Below are 20,140 nucleotides of genomic sequence, written 5' to 3'. Positions count from 1 at the left end.
TGATGAGTCAGATATCTCGGCAGGAGTACGCCGGACTGTACGGGCCGACCACCGGCGACAAGATTCGGCTGGGTGACACGGAGCTCTACGTCGAGATCGAGCGCGATCTTCGGACGCTCGGCGACGAGGCGCTGTACGGGGGCGGGAAGACGCTGCGCGACGGCATGGGTTCCAGCGCCGAGTTCACCAGCTCAAACGGCGTCGTCGACCTGGTCATCACCAACGTGACCGTCCTGGACGCGCGGCTCGGCGTGGTGAAGGCCGACGTGGGGATCAAGGACGGTCGAATCGCTGGCGTCGGCAAGGCCGGCAACCCGGACACGATGGAAGGGGTCACGCCGGAGCTGGTGGTCGGGCCGGGCAGCGACGCGATCTCGGGCGAGCATCTCATCCTGACCGCCGGTGGCATCGACTCGCACGTGCACCTGGTCGCGCCGCAGCAGGCCTACGCGGCGTTGAGCAACGGCATCACCACCATCTGGGGCGGCGGGACCGGTCCGAGTGACAGTTCGAACGGAGTGAACTGCACACCGGGGCCGTGGAACCTGCATGCGATGATGCGCGCCTTCGAGGGCATCCCCATCAACATCGGGCTGATCGCCAAGGGCAACAGTTCTGGTCTCGGGCCGTTGGAGGAGCAGGCGGTAGCCGGAGCGGCCGGGTTCAAGCTGCACGAGGACTGGGGTGCGACGCCACAGGCGATCCGGTCGGTGCTGACCGCGGCGGAGCGGTTCGACGTCCAGGTGGCCGTGCACACCGACACGCTCAACGAAAGCGGGTACATCGAGGACAGCGTCGCCGCGTTCGAGGGTCGGACGATCCACACGTACCACACCGAGGGCTCCGGTGGCGGCCACGCACCGGACATCATCAAGGTGGCCGGCGAGATCAACTGCCTGCCGAGCTCCACCACGCCGACTAATCCGTCTGGTGTCAACAGCCAGGCGGAGCTGTTCGACATGATCATGGTCGCCCACAACCTGAGCCCCAAGGTCCCCTCGGACGTGGCGTTCGTGGAAAGTCGAGTCCGGGCGGAAACGATCGCGGCTGAGGATGTCCTACACGATCTTGGCGTCATCTCGATGATGTCCAGCGACTCCCAGGCGATGGGTCGCATCGGCGAGAACTGGCTGCGGATCATGCAGTTGGCCAGCGTGATGAAGGTCGCGCGGGGCAAGCTACCCGAGGACGCGCCGGACAACGACAACTTCCGGGTGCTGCGGTACATCGCGAAGATCACCATCAATCCCGCGATCACCCAGGGAATTTCCCACGTGCTTGGCTCGGTGGAACCGGGCAAGATCGCCGACCTGGTGCTGTGGGAGCCGGCCTTCTTCGGCGCGAAACCCAAGATGGTGATCAAGAACGGGATGATCCTCTGGTCGATCATGGGTGACCCGAACGCGTCCGTGCCCACGCCGCAACCGGTGCTCTATCGGCCGATGTTCGGCGCCTACGGCGCGGCCCTGAGCCAGAGCTGCGTGACCTTCATGTCGCAGGCCGGCTACGAGTCCGGTGTCGCGGAGAAACTGGGCCTGCGCCGGCGAGTTCTCCCGGTACGCGGGACGCGGGGTTTGACCAAGCGCCACATGGTGCGCAACGACGTTCTGCCGCACATCGAGGTCAATCCGGAGACCTTCGCGGTGACCGTCGACGGCGTGCATGCCACCGTGCCGCCGGCGCGGAACCTGCCCCTGACCCAGTTGTACTTCTTCAGCTGACGGGCGCTCACCCCCTGCGTCCGTCCCCGGACCGCGTCCGCTGCTCGACCCCGCGTCGGCACCACCATCCGCTACACCATCTAGTTCGGAGCGAAGGACGACGAGATGCTTGTCGAATCGGTACTGGGTAACGCGAACGAGCCCGCGTGGGAGAGTCGGCTCGGCGCCGCACGGGTGGACCGCCTGCTGCTCGATCAGTGGGAGGCGCAGAAGAACCGGCTGCGCAAGCACACTGCGGACGGGATCGAGGTAGCGCTGTCGCTAGGTCGGGGAAACCGGCTGCGTGACGGCGACATCCTGTTCTGGGACGAGAGCACGCCGGCCGCCATCGTGGCGCACGTTCAGTTGGGCGAGGTAATGGTCATCGACCTGAGCCGGCTGGAGAAGGAGCCCGCGGAGCTGGGCCTGCGCTCGGCCGTCGAGCTGGGCCACGCCATCGGCAACCAGCACTGGCCGGCGGTGGTGAAGGGAACCCGGATGTACGTCCCGCTCACCGTGGACCGCAAGGTGATGGACTCGGTGATGCGCACCCATGACCTCAGCGGGATTTCGCACAGCTTCGTTCCCGGCACCGAGGTGATCGCGTACCTCGCTCCGCATGAGTCCCGCCGCCTGTTCGGCGGCGCCGACTCGACGCCGCACTCACATCTGCCCGAACCCATCGACAGATGACTGCGCCCGAACCGGCGATCCCGGCGACCCTGCGGATTCTCCAGTTCGGCGACTTGACGTTTCCGGTAGGTGCCTTCGCCTTCTCCGGCGGGCTGGAGATGGCAGTGCAGACAGGTGTCGTGCGGAACGCGGCCGAGCTGGCCGAGTTCGTCCAGACCGTTACCCATCTGGCGGCCACCGGGGACGGCGTAGCGCTACTGCAGGGGCACCGGGGTGCTCTGGCCGGGGATCTGGACCTTGTCCGCCGCGCGGACGAGGCCGTCCACCTCCGCAAGCTTCCCGAGGAAGCCCGGACGATGAGCCTGCGCATGGGGCGCAAGCTGGCCGAGGCGGCCGCGCAGATCGTCGGTGACACGGTGCTCGACAAGCGGTTCCGCGACGCCGAGGCCGACGGAGTCCCGGTCACCTACCCGGTCGCAGTCGGCGCGCTTTTCGCCAGCCTCGGGCTCAGCGAGCAGGATGCCTTCGCCGTTCACCAATACGGCGTCGCGGCCACGGTGCTGAGTGCCGCCCTGCGGCTGATGCGGGTCGACCATCTGGAAACCCAGGCGATCCTCTACCAGGTCAACGCGACGGCGGCCGAGGAGTACCAGGCAGTGGCGGGCGCACGTCTCGACGACATGGCGGCCTTCGCGCCGGTGATGGACGTGTTGGCCGCGGCTCACGTCGACGCGCACATCCGCATGTTCATGAATTGACAACTTGGTTCTGGGAGTGGCTATGAAGACAGTCAGTCGGATCGGCGTCGGAGGTCCAGTCGGCAGCGGCAAGACGGCGATCATCGAGGCGGTCGTGCCCCGTCTGGTGGAGAGCGGCCTGCGGGTGCTCGTGGTCACCAACGACGTGGTGACCACGGAGGATGCCGCGCACGTACGGAGAGCGCTGACCGGCGTGCTCGTGGCGGAACGGATCATCGGGGTGGAGACCGGTGCCTGCCCGCACACGGCGGTGCGGGAGGACCCCAGCATGAACCTCGCCGCAGTGGAGGACATGGAGACTCGGTTTCCCGACAGCGACCTTGTGCTCATCGAGAGTGGCGGAGACAACCTGACCCTCACCTTCAGCCCGGCGCTGGTGGACTATTTCATCTACGTGATCGACGTGGCCGCCGGCGACAAGATCCCCCGCAAGAACGGCCCGGGCATCTCGCAGTCGGATATCCTGGTGATCAACAAAATCGACCTGGCGCCGTACGTCGAAGCGGACCTCGACGTGATGGCCGCGGACGCAACCCGGATGCGTGGCGACAAGCCCTTCGTCTTCACCAACTGCAAGACAGGCGAGGGTATCGACGAACTCATCTCGCTTATCCGCTACCACGCGCTGTTCGACCTACCGGCCGAAGCGGGTCAGCCGCCCGCCGGCCGACAGTCGCGGACACGACCGGTGCCGGCATGATCTCCCTGGACGACGCACCGGAGCTAGCGCCGTACCTCGACGAGCCGGCTCAGCTCCCCGGCGGTGCGCCGGGGAAGGTCGGCCTGCTGCGGCTGAGGTTCGAGCAGCGCGGCGAGCGGACGGTGCTAGCCGATCTGTTCCGCCAGGCACCGCTCCTGGTGCAGCGGGCACTTCACTGGGATCCTGCGATGCCCGAGATGGCCTGCGTGTTCATCATCTCCACCTCGGGCGGGATGCTCCAGGGTGACCGGTACCGGATCGACGTTTCGCTCGGCGAGGGCGCGCGGGCCCACCTCACCACGCAGGCGGCGAACAAGATCCAGGAGATGGACGCGAACCATGCCAGCCAGCTCCAGCGGATCACCCTCGCGGACGATGCCTACCTGGAGTACCTTCCGGAGCCGACCATTCCCTACCGGCACAGCCGGTTCGTCACCCACACCTCCATCACGCTGCCGGAGTCCGGAACGGTGCTGTACTCCGAGATCCTGCTGCCGGGACGCAAGCACCACCGCGACGGAGAGCTCTTCCAGTACGACCTTTTCTCCTGCGCCGTCCGGGCCGCCCGTCCCGCTGGGCCCGACCTGTTCGTGGAGAAGTACGTCGTCGACCCCGCGCGGTTCGGCGTGGACCGGCGGGGCGTGCTCGGCGATTTCCACGTCTTCGGCAACGCCCTGCTGCTCACCGCTCCTGAGCCGACCTGTCGAGTCGCCGATCGGATGCCGCCCATCTGGGACGACGAGCTTCCGCTCGTCGCCGGGGTCAGCCGGCTGCCGAACAACGCGGGACTGTCCTACAAGGTGCTTGGGCGTGAAACGGAGCCGGTCCGCGCGCGGATCCAGGAGTTCTGTGCTGTCGCCCGCGCGGAAACCGTCGGCCGGGCCACTCCTTCGGCCTTCACGTGGCGATGATGCCAAAGGGCGGCCTGCCCGCCGGCCCGGCATCCGCCCTCAGGCTCAGGAACGCGACGAGACCCGCCCCGCCCACGATGTTGCCGAAGGCCGACCAGGCCAGCGCGCCGAGCCAGTCCCGACAGCCGAAGGGCGCGCTCCGCCGGCCCGACCGTCACGATCGGTACTGAATTGATTGCCGCCGGCAGTGGGCACATGATCCATTCGCCTGGCAGGGTTGGTGCATGGCCGCGCTGCTCCGCTCCCGACTGACCGACTGGACTGTCTCCGTACCCGTGCTCGCCGTGCTGGTGCTGCTCGGAACCTGGGGCCGGGATCTGGCCGGGCCTCTCGTCGTGTTGGTCGCGGTGCTGCTGGGTGGCGCGGTGCTGGCGGCCGTGCACCACGCCGAGGTGGTCGCCCACCGGGTGGGGGAGCCGTACGGCTCGCTGGTGCTCGCCGTCGCGGTCACCGTCATCGAGGTCGCGCTGATCGTCACGCTCATGATCAGCGGGCCGGAGAAGACCCAGTCGCTGGCCCGGGACACCGTCTTCGCCGCCATCATGATCACCTGCAACGGCATCCTCGGCCTGTCCCTGCTGCTCGGGGCGTTGCGCCGGCGGGTCGCGCTGTTCAACCCGGAGGGCACCGGCGGGGCGCTGGCCACCGTGGTCACCCTGGCCACCCTCAGCCTGGTCATCCCGACCTTCACCACCAGCCGGCCTGGCCCGGAGTTCAGCCCGGCCCAGCTGACCTTCGCCGCCATCGCGTCGCTGGCCCTCTACGGGCTCTTCGTGCTGGTGCAGACCGGCCGGCACCGCGACTACTTCCTGCCGGTCGACAGCGCGGGTCAGGTGGTCGACGAGGAGGCGCATGCCAAACCGCCGTCGACCCGCGACGCGCTGATCAGCCTCGGACTGCTGCTCGTGGCGTTGGTCGCGGTGGTCGGCGATGCCAAGACCGTCTCCCCGACCATCGAGGCGGGGGTGGCCGCGGCGAACCTGCCCCACGCCTTCGTGGGCGTGATCATCGCCCTGCTGGTACTGCTGCCGGAGACCCTGGCCGCCGCTCGCGCCGCCCGCCGCGACCGGGTGCAGATCAGCCTGAACCTCGCACTCGGCTCGGCGATGGCCAGCATCGGCCTGACCATTCCGGCTATCGCGATCGCTTCGATCTGGTTGGAGGGGCCGCTGCTGCTCGGCCTCGGCGGCACCCAGCTCGCGCTGCTCACGCTCACCGCGGTGACCGGCGTGCTGACCGTGGTGCCCGGCCGGGCGACCCTGTTGCAGGGCGGCGTGCACCTGGTCCTGCTGGCCGCCTTCGTCTTCCTGGCCGCCAGCCCCTGACATCCACCCGGCAGGAGCGCCGACCTGCGCCAGGTCGGGCCGGCGAGCAGGCGACCTACCAGGCCTCCTCCCGGCCCGGCGCTCAGTCGGCGTCGCTCAGCCGGTCGGCGCGGGCGCGCAGGTAGCGCTGCTGCGCCAGATTCGTCGACCTGGCGGCCGCCGCGCGGTAGGCGTCCCGGGCGCCGGACCGGTCGCCGACCAGCTCCAACAGGTGCGCCCGGGCGGCGGGCAGCCGTGGGTCATCGGCGAGTCGACCGTCGGCGCGGAGCCGGTCGAGCAGCTCCAGTCCGGCCGGCGCGCCGCGGCTCATGGCCACCGCGACGGCATGGTTGAGCGCCACCACCGGGTTGTCGGAGAACCCGAGCAGCACCTCGTAGAGGGCGGTGATCTGCGCCCAGTCGGTCGCCTCGGCGCTCCGCGCCTCGTCGTGCACGGCGGCGATGGCCGCCTGCACCTGGTACGGCCCGACCGGCCCGCGGGGCAGCGCGGCGCTGACCAGCGCCACGCCCTCGGCGATCTGGTCGGCCTTCCATCGGCGGCGGTCCTGCTCGGCCATCGGAACCAGTTCGCCGTGTGGCCCGATCCGGGCCGGCGCGCGGGCGTCGGTGAGCAGCATGAGCGCCAGCAGCCCGGCGACCTCCGGATCGTCCGGCAGCAGCCGGTGCAGCAGCCGGGCCAGCCGGATCGCCTCGGCCGAGAGATCCGCGCGGAGCAGACCGGGCCCGGACGTGCGGGCGTACCCCTCATTGAAGATCAGGTAGAGCACGTGCAGCACGGCGGCGAGGCGGGCCGGCCGCTCCGCCCCGGTGGGCATCCGGAACGGCAGGCCGCTGTCCCGGATCCGCTGCTTGCCACGGGTGATCCGCCGGGTCATCGTCGCCTCCGGCACCAGGAACGCCCGGGCCACCTCGGCGGTGCTCAACCCGCCCACCGCACGCAGGGTGAGCGCGATCTGGGAGGCCGGGGAGAGCGCCGGATGGCAGCACAGGAAGAGCAGGATGAGGCTGTCGTCGCCGTCGGTCGGCGGTTCGTCGGCGGGCGACGCCACCCGGTCCCCGGGCAGCACCCACCGGTGGACGGTATCCTCCCGGCGGGCCCGCGCCTGCTCACGGCGGAGCAGGTCGGTCAGCCGGCGCGCGGCGACGGCGATCAACCAGGCCCGGGGATTCTCCGGTACGCCGTCGCGCGGCCAGCCGGTCGCCGCGGCGATCAACGCCTCCTGGGTGGCGTCCTCGGCGGTGTCGAAGTGCCCGTAGCGGCGGACCAGCGCGCCGAGGACCTGCGGCGCCAGCCGGCGCAGCAGCTCCTCGACGCGTTCGCCGGTCACCGGTCAGCCAGCCAGGTCCTCGAATCCGTCGAGCACCGGACGCACGTCGACGTACCCGCCGGCCGCGTCCGGGTCGACGAACCCAGCGGCGATCTCGGTGGCCCGGTCGAAGCTGGCGCACTCGACGATCGTGTAGCCGGCGAGCACCTCGTGCGTCTCCGGGTACGGCCCGTCGGTGACCACCGGCACGCCGCCGGTGAGCTGCACCCGCCGGGCGTGCGCGGGGGCGCTCAGCCCACGCGCGTCGACAAGCTCGCCGGACTCGGCCAGCGCCTGGTGCACCTTCTCCATGTGCGCGTGCATCGCCGCGACCTGCTCGGCGGTCATCGGCGGCTTGTCGGTGGGCAGCCCGGACAGCACGTCGTAGTCCTGCTGCGAGCCGTACAGCATGATCATGTACTTCACGTTGCGCTCCTTCCGTCGGCGTCGGCGCGGCGCCGCTCACCGGGGACGTCGAGGCTGGCCCCCGGTTCCGGACATCCGACCGTGCGTCAACCCACCCGTCCCGTGCCGAGCAGCGCGGCCGTGGGCAGCCCGAGCAGCCCGTCCCGGCCCAGGTGGGCGGCGGTGAGCCGGTCGTACTGTTCGCGGACCCGCCGGCGCAGCGGCGCCGGCGCGTCGCTGAGCAGCAGCCCGAGCTGGCCGATGCCGTTCGCCGGCCCGGCCCACCAGTCCTCCCGGTCCGCGCGGTGTACCCAGGACAGCGTCTCGCAGCGCACGTCCGTCAGCCCCGCGCCACGCAGCAACCCGGTCACTCCCGCCGGGGTCCGGTCGAAGTTCCGCTCGGCGGCCACGCGGGGCAGGTCGGGGCGCGGTGGACCGCCGGCCGCGTCGTAGACCTGCCCCCAGAGCCGTTGCAGCGGCGGCTGCGGATGCGGCCAGACGGTGAACGCCACGAGCCCGCCCGGGCGTACCACCCGGCGCAGCTGCCGCACGGCGGCGGCCGGGTCGCCGACGTGGTTGAGCACGAAGTTCGCCACGGCTGCGTCGAAGGTGTTCGCGGGGAAGGGCAGGTGCGGCAGCGCGGCCCGGACGAAGCGGGCACCGGAGGCGGAGCGCCGTGCCGAGGCGATCATGCTCTCCTCGGCGTCGACCGCGGTCACCGCCGCGCCCCGTCCGGCGGCGAGCCCCGCGACGGTGCCCGGCCCGGTGCCGACATCCAGCAGCCGGGTGCCGGCCCGCGCCCCGGCCGCGTCCAGCAGCGCGTCCGCCGGGTGGGCGCAGAGCCGCCCGAAACTGCGGGCGTACGCCTCGGCGCGGCCGACCCAGCGGTGGCGCTCGTGATCATCGAAGCTGGTCATGGACGGCGAGCGTAGCGGCCGACGTGCTCGGCCCGGTTACCGTCGAGGCATGACACCGTGGGTGGTATTCGGCACCATCGCACTGATCGCACTGATCATGGCCGGTTGTTTCGGCTACGTCGCCTGGCGGGATCGTCGCCGGCTCAGCTCTCCGGACGACGACGCGGCAGCCCGGGACGCCCAGCACCGGCACGAGGCCGGCGAGCACGCGTCCCGGGAGGGGACCTGGCTGCGTAACATCCGCGACCACTACTGAGACCCGAGCCGCGGTGCGACCCCGCCCGTCGGGTGGGTCGACCATGTCGTCGCCCTGTTGAACCGGCCGGGTTCCCCGGCCGTAGAGCACTCCGCATGCTGGACTGAGCGTCGGGGTACTGGCTGCGGCAGACACGGACGCCGGGGAGGCCACTGTGGGGACACGCCCAACACGTTATTCGCGCGGCCTGCTGGCCGGCTTCCTGGTCGCGCTGGTCGCCTCGGCCGGCTGCTTCGTCGGCGGTGTGTCCGACCCGCAGGGCCAGGAGCCGGGCGCTGAGCCCCCGGCGGCGTCGTCGGACCCGTCGGCCACCCGGGCCGACGGCACCACCAGCGTCGAGGAGTTCACCCAGGACGTCGCCGACGCGCAGGCGGTCGCCGAACGCTACTGGACGGCCCAGTTCCGGGCCTCGGGGGAGCGGTTCCAGCCGATCCGGCGGATCACCGCCTACCAGCGGGAGGGGCAGGTTTCCTGCGGCGGGCAACCGCTGCCGCGCAACAACGCCGTCTACTGCTCGCAGGGCGACTTCATCGCCTACGACGTGAACTGGTCGGTCGCCGCGTTCCGGCAGATCGGTGACGCGTTCGTCTTCTACCTGCTCGGCCACGAGTACGCGCACGGCGTCCAGGTGCGCCTGGGTATCCGCTACGACTTCACCATCCAGCAGGAGTTGCAGGCCGACTGCATGGCCGGCGCCTACCTCGGCGACTCGGTGCGCGCGAAGGCCCTCACCCTGGCCGAGGGCGACCTGGAGGAGTTCCGGGAGGGGCTGGCCGCGGTCGGCGACGACCCCGACCAGCCGTGGTTCGCCGAGGGTTCGCACGGCACGGCCGAGCAGCGGACGGACTCCTTCTTCCGCGGCTACGAGCAGTCCCTGAAGGCCTGCGGCCTGAGCTGAGCGGGTTGGTGTTCGTCACCTCGGCCGATGCCGGCCGGACCTGCTGAACCGGGCCCTGAGAGGATCCGGGCATGTCGGTCACCACGCTTGAGGAAACGCTGAGCAGCCCGCGCCCCGCCGCCGTGCTCTTCGACATGGACGGCACCCTGGTCGACAGCGAGAAGCTGTGGGACGTCGCGCTGCAGGAGCTGGCCGAGGTGTACGGCGGAACGCTCTCCGAGGCCGCGCGCCGGGCGATCATCGGCACCAGCATGGCCGCGTCGATGCGGATCGTGCACGACGACCTCGGTCAGCCCGAGCGGGATCCGGAGGCCAGCGCCGCGTGGATCAACGCGCGGATCCTGGAGCTGTTCCGCACCGGGCTGCGGTGGCGTCCCGGCGCGCTGGCGCTGCTGACGGCGGTCCGCGCGGCCGGCATCCCGACCGCCCTGGTCACCTCCAGCGGCCGGCCGCTGGTCGAGGTGGCCCTGGACACCCTCGGCCGGGACAGCTTCGACGCGGTGGTCTGCGGCGACGAGGTCGACGCGGCCAAGCCGCATCCCGAGCCTTACCTGACCGCCGCCCGGTTGCTGGACGTGCCGATCGAGCGGTGCGTGGCGATCGAGGACTCGGCCACCGGTGTGGCGAGCGCGCTGGCCGCCGGCGCGGCCGTGCTGGCCGTACCCGCCGAGGTGCCGCTGCCGGCCACCGAGGGCGTACACCAGTTGGCGAGCCTGACCGGCGTGGACCTGGAGCTGCTCGCCGCGCTGCTGGGCCAGCGACCCGCCCGGCGCTGACGCGACGAGGGGCCCCCGCCGACCGGCGGGGGCCCCTCGTCGTGGTGGGTCAGTCGTGGGCGATGGCGCCCAGGACGTTGATCCGGGCGGCCCGGATCGCGGGGAGGACCGCCGCGACCACGCCGACGATCGCGGCGAGGCCGAGGAAGATCCCCATCTGCGACCAGGGCAGGATCAGGTCGGTGATCCCCTCGTCCTTGAGCGCCTCGACCACCGCGGCGCCGAGACCGGTGCCCACGGCGACGCCGAGCAGCGCGCCGAACACCGAGATCACCACCGCCTCGACGGTGATCATGCGCATGGTCTGCGCCCGGCGCAGCCCGATCGCCCGCAGCAGGCCCAGCTCCCGGGTGCGCTCCAGCACCGACAGCGCCAGGGTGTTCACGATGCCCAGCACCGCGATCACGATGGCCAGCGCCAGCAGGATCTGGATCATCGTCAGCAGCCCGTCGAGCTGACCGGCCTGCTGCTCGATGAACGCGTCCCGGTCGGCCACCGACACCTCGGGGGAGTCCGCGAGCAGCGACTCCACCTGCGGCTGCACGGTCGAGACCGAGGTGCCCGGGGCCAACTGCACGAAGCCCTGGATCGGCTGCGGAACGGTGAACTCCCGGGCCGCGTCGGCCGGCAGCGTCACCGGGTTCAGCAGCTGGGAGCTTTCGTAGATGCCGGTGACGGTGTACGTGCGCGGCTCACCCCGCTGCGCCTGCACGGTCACCGTGGAGCCGACCGACAGGTTGCGCGACGTCGCGGTGTCGGAGCTGACCAGCAGCTGCCCCGGCGCCAGGCGGCTGATGTCTCCCGCGCTGGCCTTCGCGGCGAAGATCTGCTGCAGCGCGGCCGGGTCGCTGCTCGCGCCCGCCCAGGTGCTCTCACCGTTGATCTTCACCATGTCGCCGTACTCGCCGTCGACCAGCTGGACCCCGGGGATCGCCGCCGCCTTCTCCAGCACCGACGGGTCGAAGCTCGGCGGACGCGGCCCGCCCTGCACCCCGGCGATGACCAGCTCGGCCTTGATGTTGTCCTGCGCCAGCGCGCTGATGCTGCCCTTCGCCGAATCCAGGATCACCGTCACGCCGGTGACCAGCGCGATGCCGACCATCAGCGCCGCGGCGGTGATCGCGGTGCGGCGCGGGTTGCGCCCGGAGTTGAGCCGGCCCAGCTTGCCCGGCACCGACCAGGCGAAGATCGCGCCGAGCAGGCTCACCACCGGCCGGCTGATCAGCGGAGTCAGCAGCGCCACCCCGATGAAGGCGAAGAGCACCCCACCGAGGATGGTGGGCAGGGTCTGCCCGCCGGCGTTGCCGCTGAGCCCGAGGAAGAGCAGCACCGCGCCGATCGCGGTGACCAGCCCGCCGGCGACCGTGACCTTCGTCAGCGGCCGGTCCGGGGTGGCCACGTCCTGCATCGCCGCGATCGGCGGGATCCGGGACGCCCGCAGCGCGGGCAGCAGCGCCGCCACCACGGTGATCACCGTGCCGACGCTGAACGCGCCGATCACCGCGGCGGCCGGCACGCCGAGCCCGGCCAGGGTGAGCCCGCCGGCCAGGTTGCCGAAGACCCACGCCAACAGCGCGCCGATGCCGATGCCGGCGGCCAGGCCGAGCACCGAGGCGATGAGGCCGACGGCGATCGCCTCCAGCACCACCGAGCCGATGACCTGGCGCCGGCTCGCGCCGATGGCCCGCATCAGCGCCAGCTCCCGGGTGCGCTGCGCCACGATGATCGAGAAGGTGTTGAGGATCAGGAACGTCCCCACCAGCAGCGCGACCGCGGCGAAGCCGAGCAGGATCCGGTTGAAGAACTGCAGGCCCTCCTTCAGGCCGGCGGCCTGGTCGGCGGCGACCTGCTCACCGGTCTTGACGTCGAAATCCGCGCCGAGGGCGCCGGCCACGTCGTCGCGCAACGCCTCCGGCGTCACTCCGCCGGCGGCGGTGACGGTGATGCTGCTGAACGTGTCCGGTGTGCCGAGCATCAGCTTCTGCGCCACCGGGGTGGTGAACATGACCTCGTTCACCCCGCCGATCGAGTCCCGGTCACCGCTGTAGCCGAAGAGGCCGACCAGCGTGAAGTCCCGCCGCTTCGACTCGAACGCGGTGAGCACCCCGACCCGCTCGCCGACCGTGACCTTGGCCGCCTGGGCCAACCCCGCGTTGATGACGATCTCGTCGTCGGCCTGCGGAGCGCGACCCTCGCGCAGCCGGAGCAGCTCACTCTCGCCGGTCCAGTTCTCGCCCAACTGCGGCGGGCCGAACGAGGTGACCACCTTGCCGTTGCTGCCGATCAGCCGCGCGCCGTCGGCGTTGACGACGCCGACCGCGTCGGCCACCCCGGGCACCTGCTTCACCCGCTCGACGGTGGCGGCGGGCAGCGGCGCCGCCACCTGCTCGCCCTCCATCTCGTTGACCGCCACCTTCGGCTTCCCCGCCACGTTCACGTCGATCTCGGAGAAGCCGTCGGCGAAGACCGCGTCGAACGACCGGCCGAGGGTGTCGGTGAGCACGAACGCGCCGGAGACGAACATCACCCCGAGCACCACCGCCAGCCCGGAGAGGATCAGCCGCAGCTTGCGGGCCAGCAGGCTCTTCAGTGTCGCCCGGAACATCAGCCGCTCACCTCGGCCGGCGCGTCCAGCTTCTTCATGGTGTCCAGCACGGTGTCGGCGGTCGGCTCGATCAGCTCCGAGACGATCTGCCCGTCGGCGAGGAAGACCACCCGGTCGGCGTACGCGGCGGCGGTCGGGTCGTGGGTGACCATGACGATGGTCTGGTTGTGCTCGCGTACCGAGTTGCGCAGGAAGTTGAGCACCTCCGCGCCGGAGCGCGAGTCCAGGTTGCCGGTCGGCTCGTCGGCGAAGATCACCTCGGGTCGGGAGACCAGCGCGCGGGCACAGGCGACCCGCTGCTGCTGGCCGCCGGAGAGCTGCGCCGGGCGGTGGTCCAGCCGGTCCCGCAGGCCGACCGTGTCGATCACCGTGTCGTACCAGGCCGGGTCGGGCTTGCGACCGGCGATCGACATCGGCAGCAGGATGTTCTCCTTGGCGGTCAGGGTGGGCAGCAGGTTGAACTGCTGGAAGATGAAGCCCACCTTGTCCCGGCGCAGCTTGGTCAGCCCGGCGTCACCGAGGCCGGTGACCGTGGTGTCGCCGATCGACACCGCCCCCCGGGTCACCGTGTCCAAGCCGGCCAGGCAGTGCATCAGCGTCGACTTGCCGGAGCCCGACGGGCCCATGATCGCGGTGAACCGACCCCGCTCGAACTCCGCGCTGACCCCCCGCAGCGCGATCACCTGGGCCTCGCCGCTGCCGTACACCTTCCACACGTCGTTCGCCCGGGCCGCGGCCTGCGCCTGGTGGCCTACCGTCGCGGTCACGTCATCTACCTCTTCCGTCTGCTCGGAATCCACGCCACCCCCGCTGGTCCGGCGTGGCCGTCCCCATCATCTGTGCCGCCCGGCCCGGTTCCGTCCGACTCCGGGCGGAGCCGGTGCGGATTTCCGCGCTGCGGGTGCCCCCCATCCCGGCTCAGGGTTGACCCTGATCCGCGCCGGGCGCGCCGCCCGCCCGTACGGGCGGGACGGCACCGGGCCCGACGCTAGGAGCTGACGCCACGTGAGGGTCAACCGCGTCTGGCCGTCTCCGGTCACGGTAGGTGACCGCGACAACCGGGCCATCGCACCGACGGGGGATCTTCGGGTACGCCGCAGGAGGTAGTCGGGGCTGGGCGGCTACGCCCCGGGACGGACCAGCCCCGTCTCGTACGCCAGCACCACCGCCTGGACCCGGTCGCGCAGGCCCAGCTTGGTCAGCACATGCCCGACGTGGGTCTTGATCGTGGTCTCGCTCACCGACAGCGCGGCGGCGATCTCGGCGTTGGAGAGCCCTCGGGCCACCTGGACCAGCACCTCCCGCTCCCGTTCGGTGAGCGCGCTCAGTGACCGCGGCGGCGCCGCGGCCGGATCGGGCAGCACGTCGGCGAAGCGGACCAGCAGCCGCTTCAGGATGCGCGGGGCCACCACCGCCTCGCCGGCGGCCACGGTACGGATCGCGGTGACCAGGTCCTCGGCCGGCACGTCCTTGGCCAGGAAGCCGCTGGCGCCGGCGCGCAACGCGCCCACCACGTACTCGTCGAGGTCGAAGGTGGTCAGGATCAGCACCCGCACCGGCAGCCGGGCGTCGACGATGGCCCGGGTGGCGGCCACCCCGTCCATCCGGGGCATCCGGATGTCCATCAGCACCACGTCGGGCAGCAGCCGGCGGGACAGGTCCACCGCCTCCACCCCGTCACCGGCCTCGGCGACGATGTCCAGGTCGTCCTCCGCCCCCAGCACCATCCGGAACCCGGTGCGCAGCAGCGGCTGGTCGTCGGCGAGCAGGACGCGCACCGGCCGTGCCGCCTGATCGGTCATCTCGTCTCCCCGTCCTGCCGTCCGGTCACGCCGCGACCGGCCCGGGCTGCTCCACCGGGATCCTCGCGTACACCCGGAAGCCGCCGCCGGCGCGCGCGCCGGTCCGCAGAACACCACCGTAGAGGCCGACCCGCTCCCGCATGCCCACCAGGCCGTGCCCGATCCGGTCCGGCTCCGGTCGCGGGCCGCGCCCGGTGTCGGTCACCTCCACCTCCAGCGCGTCCGTGCCGTAGCTGAGGCGCACCTGGGCGCTCGCCGCCCCGGCGTGCTTCAACGCGTTGGTCAACGCCTCCTGCACGATCCGGTAGACAGCCAGCGCCACCCCCTCCTCCAGCGGCCCGGGGGTGCCCTCGACGCGCAGCGTCACCGGCAGGCCGGCCTCGCGCACCTGCTCGGTAAGCGCGTCGATGCCGGCCAGCCCCGGCTGCGGGGCGAGTTCGGCGACCGGCTCGGCGTCGGTACGCAGCACGTCCAGCAGCCGGCGCAGCTCCCGCAGGGCGGCCCGGCCGGTCTCCTCGATGGTGCCGATCACCTCGTCGGCGGCGTCCGGGTCGCGGCGCAGCACCCGGCGGGCCCCGGTGGCCAGCACCCCCATCACGCTCACGTGGTGCGCCACCACGTCGTGCAGCTCCCGGGCGATGCGGCGGCGCTCGTCGGCGACCGCCTGCTCGGCCAGCGACCGCTGCCGTTCCTCGGCCACCCGCGCCCGCTCCCGCAGCGCTCGGGTGGCCGCCCGGCGGGCGTTCACCACCCGACCCACCGCGTACGACAGCAGCCCCAGCAGCACGTTGTTCAGCACCAGGTAGGCCGGGCCGACGGCGAGCGCGACGCTCGGCGGGGCGAGCACGTTGGCCACCATCGCCGGCACCCAGAGCAGCGCAGCGGCCAGCGCCGCCGCGCGGGCCGGCCGCCGCGCCGCCATCGTGTACGTCAGCACGGACAGAGTCACGCCCTGGGCGGTCGTGCCGTCACCGGTCACCGCCGGCAGCGCCAGGGTGGCCACCGCCGCCCCGACCGCCGGCCACGGTGCCACCCGGCGCAGCGCCACCGGGGCCGCGCAGAGCACGCTCCAGCCGAGCGTGGCCGGCAGCGGGCGCGGCCAGTATTCGCGCGGGGTGAGCAGGGTGAACAGCAGCTCCAACGCCACCAGGCCGACGGCGAGCAGCGCGTCGGCGGCCAGCGGATGCCGGCGCAGCAGCGCCCTCGGACCCTCGGTCATACCGCGACGCTAGTCGCCGCCCGGCGAGGATGATCGTCGCCGATGGTGAGCCCGTCCTCCTCCCTGGGAAGGAGGCTCAGTCGTCGGCGCCGGGAGTGGCCGGCCGGGCGCGGGCGTCGCGCAGCGGGTCGGCGCCGCCCACCCCGGCCGGGAACGGTGGCGGGGTGCCGCCGAAGCTCGGGCAGTGCGCCTGGTGGCTGCACCAGTCGCAGAGCCGGCTCGGCCGGGGCCGGAAATCCTGCCGTTCGGTGGCCTGCTCGATCGCCCGCCACAGCGCGACCACCGTGCGCTCGAAGCGCAGTAGCTCGTCGGCGTCGGGGGTGTAGTCGAGGACCTCGGCGTCGCGCAGGTAGAGCAGCCGCAGCACCCGCGGCACCACCCCGCGGGTGCGCCAGAGCACCAGGGCGTAGAACTTCAGCTGGAACAGCGCGCGCGCCTCGAACGCCTCACGCGGCGCGCCGCCGGTCTTGTAGTCGACCACCCGCAGCGCGCCGTCCGGCGCGACGTCGAGCCGGTCGAGGTAGCCCCGGATGAGCAACTCGTCGTCGACCACCGCGGAGATCAGTGCCTCCCGCTCGGCCGGCTCCAGCCGGCTCGGATCCTCCACCGCGAAGTAGCCCTCGAGCAGCGCCGCGGCGGAGCGGAGGAACTCGGCCGCCGCGGCCGGGTCGCCGTCGGCGAAGATTCCGGCCAGCTCCGGCTGCTCGGTGACCAACCGGTCCCACTGGGGCGCGACCAGGTCACCGGCGGCGGCCGGGGTGCGCCCGCCGGCCGGCAGGTCGAACAGCCGCTCCAGCACGGCGTGCACCAGCGTGCCCCGGGCCTGCTCGACGGTGGGCCGCTCGGGCAGCCGGTCGATGCTGCGAAACCGGTAGAGCAGCGGGCAGGTCTTGAAATCCGCCGCCCGGGACGGCGACAGCGACGCCCGCACCGTCGCCGGCACCTGCGCCGGGGTCGCGGGCTGCTGGGTTGTCACCGGTTCCGCCGTCATGTCCGGAAGGTTAGGGCACCGGTGTGACACCGCCCGCGCCCTGCCGCCCGCGCGCCGTCCGATCGGTGGTCCGTAGCATCGACCCGATGGAGCAGACCTCCCGGCCGCGACGCCGGCCCGGCCGCAGCCCCGGCGTGACCGTGGGACGGCTGTTCGGGGTGCCGGTGCACCTGAACGGCTCGATGCTCCTGCTGGCCGGGCTGGTGGCCGTGCTCTACGCCGAATTCGCCCGCCACCAGCTCGCCCTGTCCCAGCTCAGCGGCTACCTGATCGGCATCGGGTTCGTCGTGTCGCTGCTCGGCTCGGTGCTGCTGCACGAGCTGGGCCACGCCCTGACCGCCCGCCGCTACGGCATCGGTGTGCGCGGGATCACCCTCGAACTGCTCGGCGGCTACACCGAGATGGACCGCGACGCCCCGTCGCCCCGGGTCGACCTGCTGGTCTCACTGGCCGGGCCGGCGGTCTCCGCGGTGCTCGGCGCGGTGGCGGTCGCCGCCACCCTGGCCCTGCCCGACCGTACGGTCGCCAACCAGCTCGCCTTCCAGCTCGCGGTGAGCAACGTCATCGTCGCGATCTTCAACATCCTGCCCGGGTTGCCGCTCGACGGCGGCCGGGCGCTGCGCGCGGCGGTCTGGGCGATGACCCGGGACCGGCACCGGGGTACCGAGGTGGCCGGCTGGGTGGGCCGTGCGGTCGCCGTCGGCACCGCGGCGCTGGTCGCCCTGCTCACCCTCAACCGGCAGCTCGCCCCGCTGGCGCTGCCGCTGATGCTGCTGGTCGCGTTCACCCTGTGGCGCGGCGCCGGCCAGTCGATCCGGTACGCCCGGGTCAGCCGCCGGTTCCCACTGATCGACCTGTCCCGGCTGGCCCGGCCGGTCTGCCCGGTGCCGACCGGCACCCCGCTGGCCGAGGCGCAGCGCCGCCACGCCGAGTCCGGCCCGCCCGGCGCCGCGCTGCTGGTCACCGACGGTGTCGGCCGTCCGGTCGCGCTGGTCGACCCGGCCGCCGCCGCCGCGGTGCCCGTCGAACGCCGGCCCTGGCTGGCGGTGGACGCGGTGTCCCGGTCGCTGGCCACCCTGCCGACCCTGCCGGTCGGGCTGGACGGGGAACGGGTGATGGAGAGCGTGCAGACCCACCCGGGCGCGCAGTACGTGGTGACCGCAGGCGAAGATGTCGTCGGCGTTCTGCACATCGCGGATCTCGCCCAGCTCCTCGAACCCGACCGGAAGATGAACAAGTGACCGCAACTCCCTCCGCCGTGCCGGCCGACGCGGGCGCACCCGCCCCCACCGACCGACCGGGTCTGACACCCGTGCACCGGGGCCCGTTCCGGGTCGGCGACCGGGTGCAGCTGACCGACCCGAAGGGGCGGATGCACACGGTCACCCTGGAGCCCGGCAAGGCGTTCCACACCCACCGCGGCATCCTCGAGCACGACACCCTGATCGGGCTGCCCGACGGCAGCGTGGTCACCACCACCGGTGGGGGCACGGCGTTCCTCGCCCTGCGTCCGCTGCTGTCGGACTACGTGCTCTCCATGCCGCGCGGCGCGCAGGTCATCTACCCGAAGGACTCGGCGCAGATCGTCGCGATGGGCGACATCTTCCCCGGTGCGAAGGTGCTCGAGGCCGGCGCCGGCTCCGGCGCGCTCAGCTGCTCGTTGCTGCGCGCGGTCGGCACCGAGGGGGAGCTGCACTCGTACGAGCTGCGCGAGGACTTCGCCCAGATCGCCCGGCGCAACGTGGAGTCCTTCTTCGCCGGGCCGCACCCGGCCTGGCACCTGCACGTCGGCGACGTGGCCCAGTGCCGGGAGACCGGCTTCGACCGGATCATCCTCGACATGCTCACCCCCTGGGAGACCCTCGACATGGTCGAGCGGGCGCTGGTGCCCGGTGGGGTGTTCATCGGCTACGTGGCCACCACCCCGCAGCTCTCCGAGCTGGTCGAGGCGCTGCGCGAGCGGGGCGGCTGGACCGAGCCGCGGGCCTGGGAGTCGCTGGTGCGCGACTGGCACGCCGAGGGCCTCGCCGTGCGTCCGGACCACCGGATGATCGCGCACACCGCGTTCCTGGTCTCCGCCCGCAAGCTCGCCCCCGGGGTCACCGCGCCGCCGCGGCGGCGCAAGCCGAGCAAGGGCACCGAGGCGTACGTGCAGCGCCGTCAGGTGCTGCGCGAGGCGGAGGCCCGGCAGGCGGCGGCCGCGCAGGCGGCCGGGGCGCCGGCGGAGCCGACGGAGGTGGACACGCCGTGACGTGCACGGGCGCCGGGGCATGAGCGGACGGGTCATCCGCGCGGATCGGATCCACGGCAGCGTCGACCGGAGGGAAGCGACGGCATGAGCAGCCCGGGCTACGGCGGTGGCGACCTGCCCGCGGTCTTCCCGGACTGGTCGCCGTACCAGGATCTCGAGTCGGCCGCGCGGGCCTACCTGCGGGACCCGGACATCGCCCTGGAGGCGCTCGGCGGGGTGCTGCGCGGCGCCTCGGTGCTCGGCTTCACCCTGGAGCGCTTCGTCAACGAGGTCAACGGGGTCTGGCAGGAGGTCGTGGTCTGCGACGGCAGCCGGCTGGTGCTCTGGCACGGCGAGGACGTGCCGCCGGGGGAGGGGCCGCCCGGGTCGATGACCTCGTCGCTGCGGGTGGTGCCGGTCTCCACGGTCACCGAGGTGGGCTGCCGGCGCCGGCTCACCCGCGCCGAGAGCGGCGCGGTCCGGGTCGACAGCATCGACGTCTACCTGCTGCTCACCTCGCTGGACGAGGCGCCGCCGGCGGAGGAGATGGCCGGCGCGCCGCGGCACGACGCGCTGCGCTTCGGCAAGACCCTGGACGACGGCGGCGCCGGGCAGATCGCCCGGTTGGAGGAGTTCGCCCGGCTGGTCGCCTCGGTGGTGGGCCGCCCGCTGCTCTGAGCGGTCGGCCGCCGTACGCCCGTGGGCGCC

20 protein-coding genes are annotated in these 20,140 nt (G+C 72.3%); 12 read left to right on the top strand and 8 right to left on the bottom strand.

Annotated features, from left to right (window positions below):
- Positions 1-2: 2 nt before the first annotated feature.
- From ACIP9D_RS30260 to ACIP9D_RS30235, 6 genes are all read left to right on the top strand, one after another.
- Positions 3-1,721 (top strand): urease subunit alpha, encoded by a 1,719-nt coding sequence (locus ACIP9D_RS30260; RefSeq protein WP_350874291.1) that lies wholly within the window; start codon positions 3-5, stop codon positions 1,719-1,721.
- Between the two features lie 105 nt (positions 1,722-1,826).
- On the top strand, positions 1,827-2,393 hold the full coding sequence (gene ureE / locus ACIP9D_RS30255) for an urease accessory protein UreE (RefSeq protein ID WP_350874292.1): 567 nt from the start codon (positions 1,827-1,829) through the stop codon (positions 2,391-2,393).
- Positions 2,390-3,091, top strand: a complete 702-nt coding sequence (locus ACIP9D_RS30250) for an urease accessory UreF family protein (protein WP_350874293.1) — start codon at positions 2,390-2,392, stop codon at positions 3,089-3,091. The genes ureE and ACIP9D_RS30250 overlap by 4 nt, the downstream gene beginning before the upstream one ends.
- 4 nt (positions 3,092-3,095) lie before the next feature.
- Entirely contained in the window at positions 3,096-3,791 is a 696-nt protein-coding gene (ureG, locus tag ACIP9D_RS30245; RefSeq protein WP_400451331.1) for an urease accessory protein UreG, read from the top strand.
- Positions 3,788-4,702 (top strand): urease accessory protein UreD, encoded by a 915-nt coding sequence (locus tag ACIP9D_RS30240; RefSeq protein ID WP_350874294.1) that lies wholly within the window; start codon positions 3,788-3,790, stop codon positions 4,700-4,702. The genes ureG and ACIP9D_RS30240 overlap by 4 nt, the downstream gene beginning before the upstream one ends.
- Before the next feature lie 224 nt (positions 4,703-4,926).
- Positions 4,927-6,027 carry an ionic transporter y4hA gene (locus tag ACIP9D_RS30235; protein WP_350874295.1) on the top strand — a complete coding sequence of 367 codons (1,101 nt, stop codon included), beginning with the start codon at positions 4,927-4,929 and terminating at the stop codon, positions 6,025-6,027.
- Positions 6,028-6,109: 82 nt separating this feature from the next.
- On the opposite strand, the gene ACIP9D_RS30230 is transcribed toward ACIP9D_RS30235, so the two are convergent.
- From ACIP9D_RS30230 to ACIP9D_RS30220, 3 genes are all read right to left on the bottom strand, one after another.
- Positions 6,110-7,354: a DUF6596 domain-containing protein gene (locus tag ACIP9D_RS30230; protein ID WP_350874296.1), complete on the bottom strand. Its 1,245-nt coding sequence runs from the start codon at positions 7,352-7,354 to the stop codon at positions 6,110-6,112.
- 3 nt (positions 7,355-7,357) lie between these two features.
- Positions 7,358-7,750 (bottom strand): YciI family protein, encoded by a 393-nt coding sequence (locus ACIP9D_RS30225; protein WP_350874505.1) that lies wholly within the window; start codon positions 7,748-7,750, stop codon positions 7,358-7,360.
- 95 nt (positions 7,751-7,845) lie between these two features.
- Positions 7,846-8,655 (bottom strand): class I SAM-dependent methyltransferase, encoded by an 810-nt coding sequence (locus ACIP9D_RS30220; protein ID WP_350874297.1) that lies wholly within the window; start codon positions 8,653-8,655, stop codon positions 7,846-7,848.
- Between the two features lie 49 nt (positions 8,656-8,704).
- Here ACIP9D_RS30220 and ACIP9D_RS30215 point away from each other — a divergent pair, with 49 nt between their 5' ends.
- The 3 genes from ACIP9D_RS30215 (at position 8,705) to ACIP9D_RS30205 (ending at position 10,585) form a co-directional block, all read left to right on the top strand.
- Positions 8,705-8,911: a hypothetical protein gene (locus tag ACIP9D_RS30215; RefSeq protein ID WP_350874298.1), complete on the top strand. Its 207-nt coding sequence runs from the start codon at positions 8,705-8,707 to the stop codon at positions 8,909-8,911.
- 154 nt (positions 8,912-9,065) lie between these two features.
- Positions 9,066-9,809: a neutral zinc metallopeptidase gene (locus ACIP9D_RS30210; protein ID WP_350874299.1), complete on the top strand. Its 744-nt coding sequence runs from the start codon at positions 9,066-9,068 to the stop codon at positions 9,807-9,809.
- Between the two features lie 122 nt (positions 9,810-9,931).
- Positions 9,932-10,585: an HAD family phosphatase gene (locus tag ACIP9D_RS30205; RefSeq protein WP_350874506.1), complete on the top strand. Its 654-nt coding sequence runs from the start codon at positions 9,932-9,934 to the stop codon at positions 10,583-10,585.
- A gap of 49 nt (positions 10,586-10,634) precedes the next feature.
- Here ACIP9D_RS30205 and ACIP9D_RS30200 read toward each other — a convergent pair whose 3' ends face one another.
- The 5 genes from ACIP9D_RS30200 to ACIP9D_RS30180 all read right to left on the bottom strand — a co-directional run bounded on the left by ACIP9D_RS30200 (position 10,635) and on the right by ACIP9D_RS30180 (position 17,202).
- Positions 10,635-13,190, bottom strand: a complete 2,556-nt coding sequence (locus ACIP9D_RS30200) for an FtsX-like permease family protein (RefSeq protein WP_350874300.1) — start codon at positions 13,188-13,190, stop codon at positions 10,635-10,637.
- Positions 13,190-13,957 (bottom strand): ABC transporter ATP-binding protein, encoded by a 768-nt coding sequence (locus tag ACIP9D_RS30195; RefSeq protein WP_350874301.1) that lies wholly within the window; start codon positions 13,955-13,957, stop codon positions 13,190-13,192. The genes ACIP9D_RS30200 and ACIP9D_RS30195 overlap by 1 nt, the downstream gene beginning before the upstream one ends.
- A gap of 354 nt (positions 13,958-14,311) precedes the next feature.
- Positions 14,312-14,992, bottom strand: a complete 681-nt coding sequence (locus ACIP9D_RS30190; RefSeq protein WP_350874302.1) for a response regulator transcription factor — start codon at positions 14,990-14,992, stop codon at positions 14,312-14,314.
- A gap of 25 nt (positions 14,993-15,017) precedes the next feature.
- Positions 15,018-16,211 (bottom strand): sensor histidine kinase, encoded by a 1,194-nt coding sequence (locus ACIP9D_RS30185; protein ID WP_350874303.1) that lies wholly within the window; start codon positions 16,209-16,211, stop codon positions 15,018-15,020.
- A gap of 76 nt (positions 16,212-16,287) precedes the next feature.
- On the bottom strand, positions 16,288-17,202 hold the full coding sequence (locus ACIP9D_RS30180) for a RecB family exonuclease (protein WP_350874304.1): 915 nt from the start codon (positions 17,200-17,202) through the stop codon (positions 16,288-16,290).
- A 149-nt stretch (positions 17,203-17,351) separates the two neighbouring features.
- On the opposite strand from ACIP9D_RS30180, the gene ACIP9D_RS30175 reads away from it, so the two are divergent.
- From ACIP9D_RS30175 to ACIP9D_RS30165, 3 genes are all read left to right on the top strand, one after another.
- On the top strand, positions 17,352-18,443 hold the full coding sequence (locus tag ACIP9D_RS30175) for a M50 family metallopeptidase (protein WP_400451346.1): 1,092 nt from the start codon (positions 17,352-17,354) through the stop codon (positions 18,441-18,443).
- Entirely contained in the window at positions 18,440-19,453 is a 1,014-nt protein-coding gene (locus tag ACIP9D_RS30170) for a tRNA (adenine-N1)-methyltransferase (protein ID WP_350874305.1), read from the top strand. The genes ACIP9D_RS30175 and ACIP9D_RS30170 overlap by 4 nt, the downstream gene beginning before the upstream one ends.
- Positions 19,454-19,537: 84 nt before the next feature.
- Positions 19,538-20,110, top strand: coding sequence for a hypothetical protein (locus tag ACIP9D_RS30165; protein ID WP_350874306.1), 573 nt, complete (start codon positions 19,538-19,540; stop codon positions 20,108-20,110).
- Positions 20,111-20,140: the final 30 nt, after the last annotated feature.

Source organism: Micromonospora sp. NPDC093243, from assembly GCF_044753725.1.
Lineage (GTDB): Bacteria > Actinomycetota > Actinomycetes > Mycobacteriales > Micromonosporaceae > Micromonospora.
This window is presented reverse-complemented; position numbering and strand designations above follow the sequence as displayed.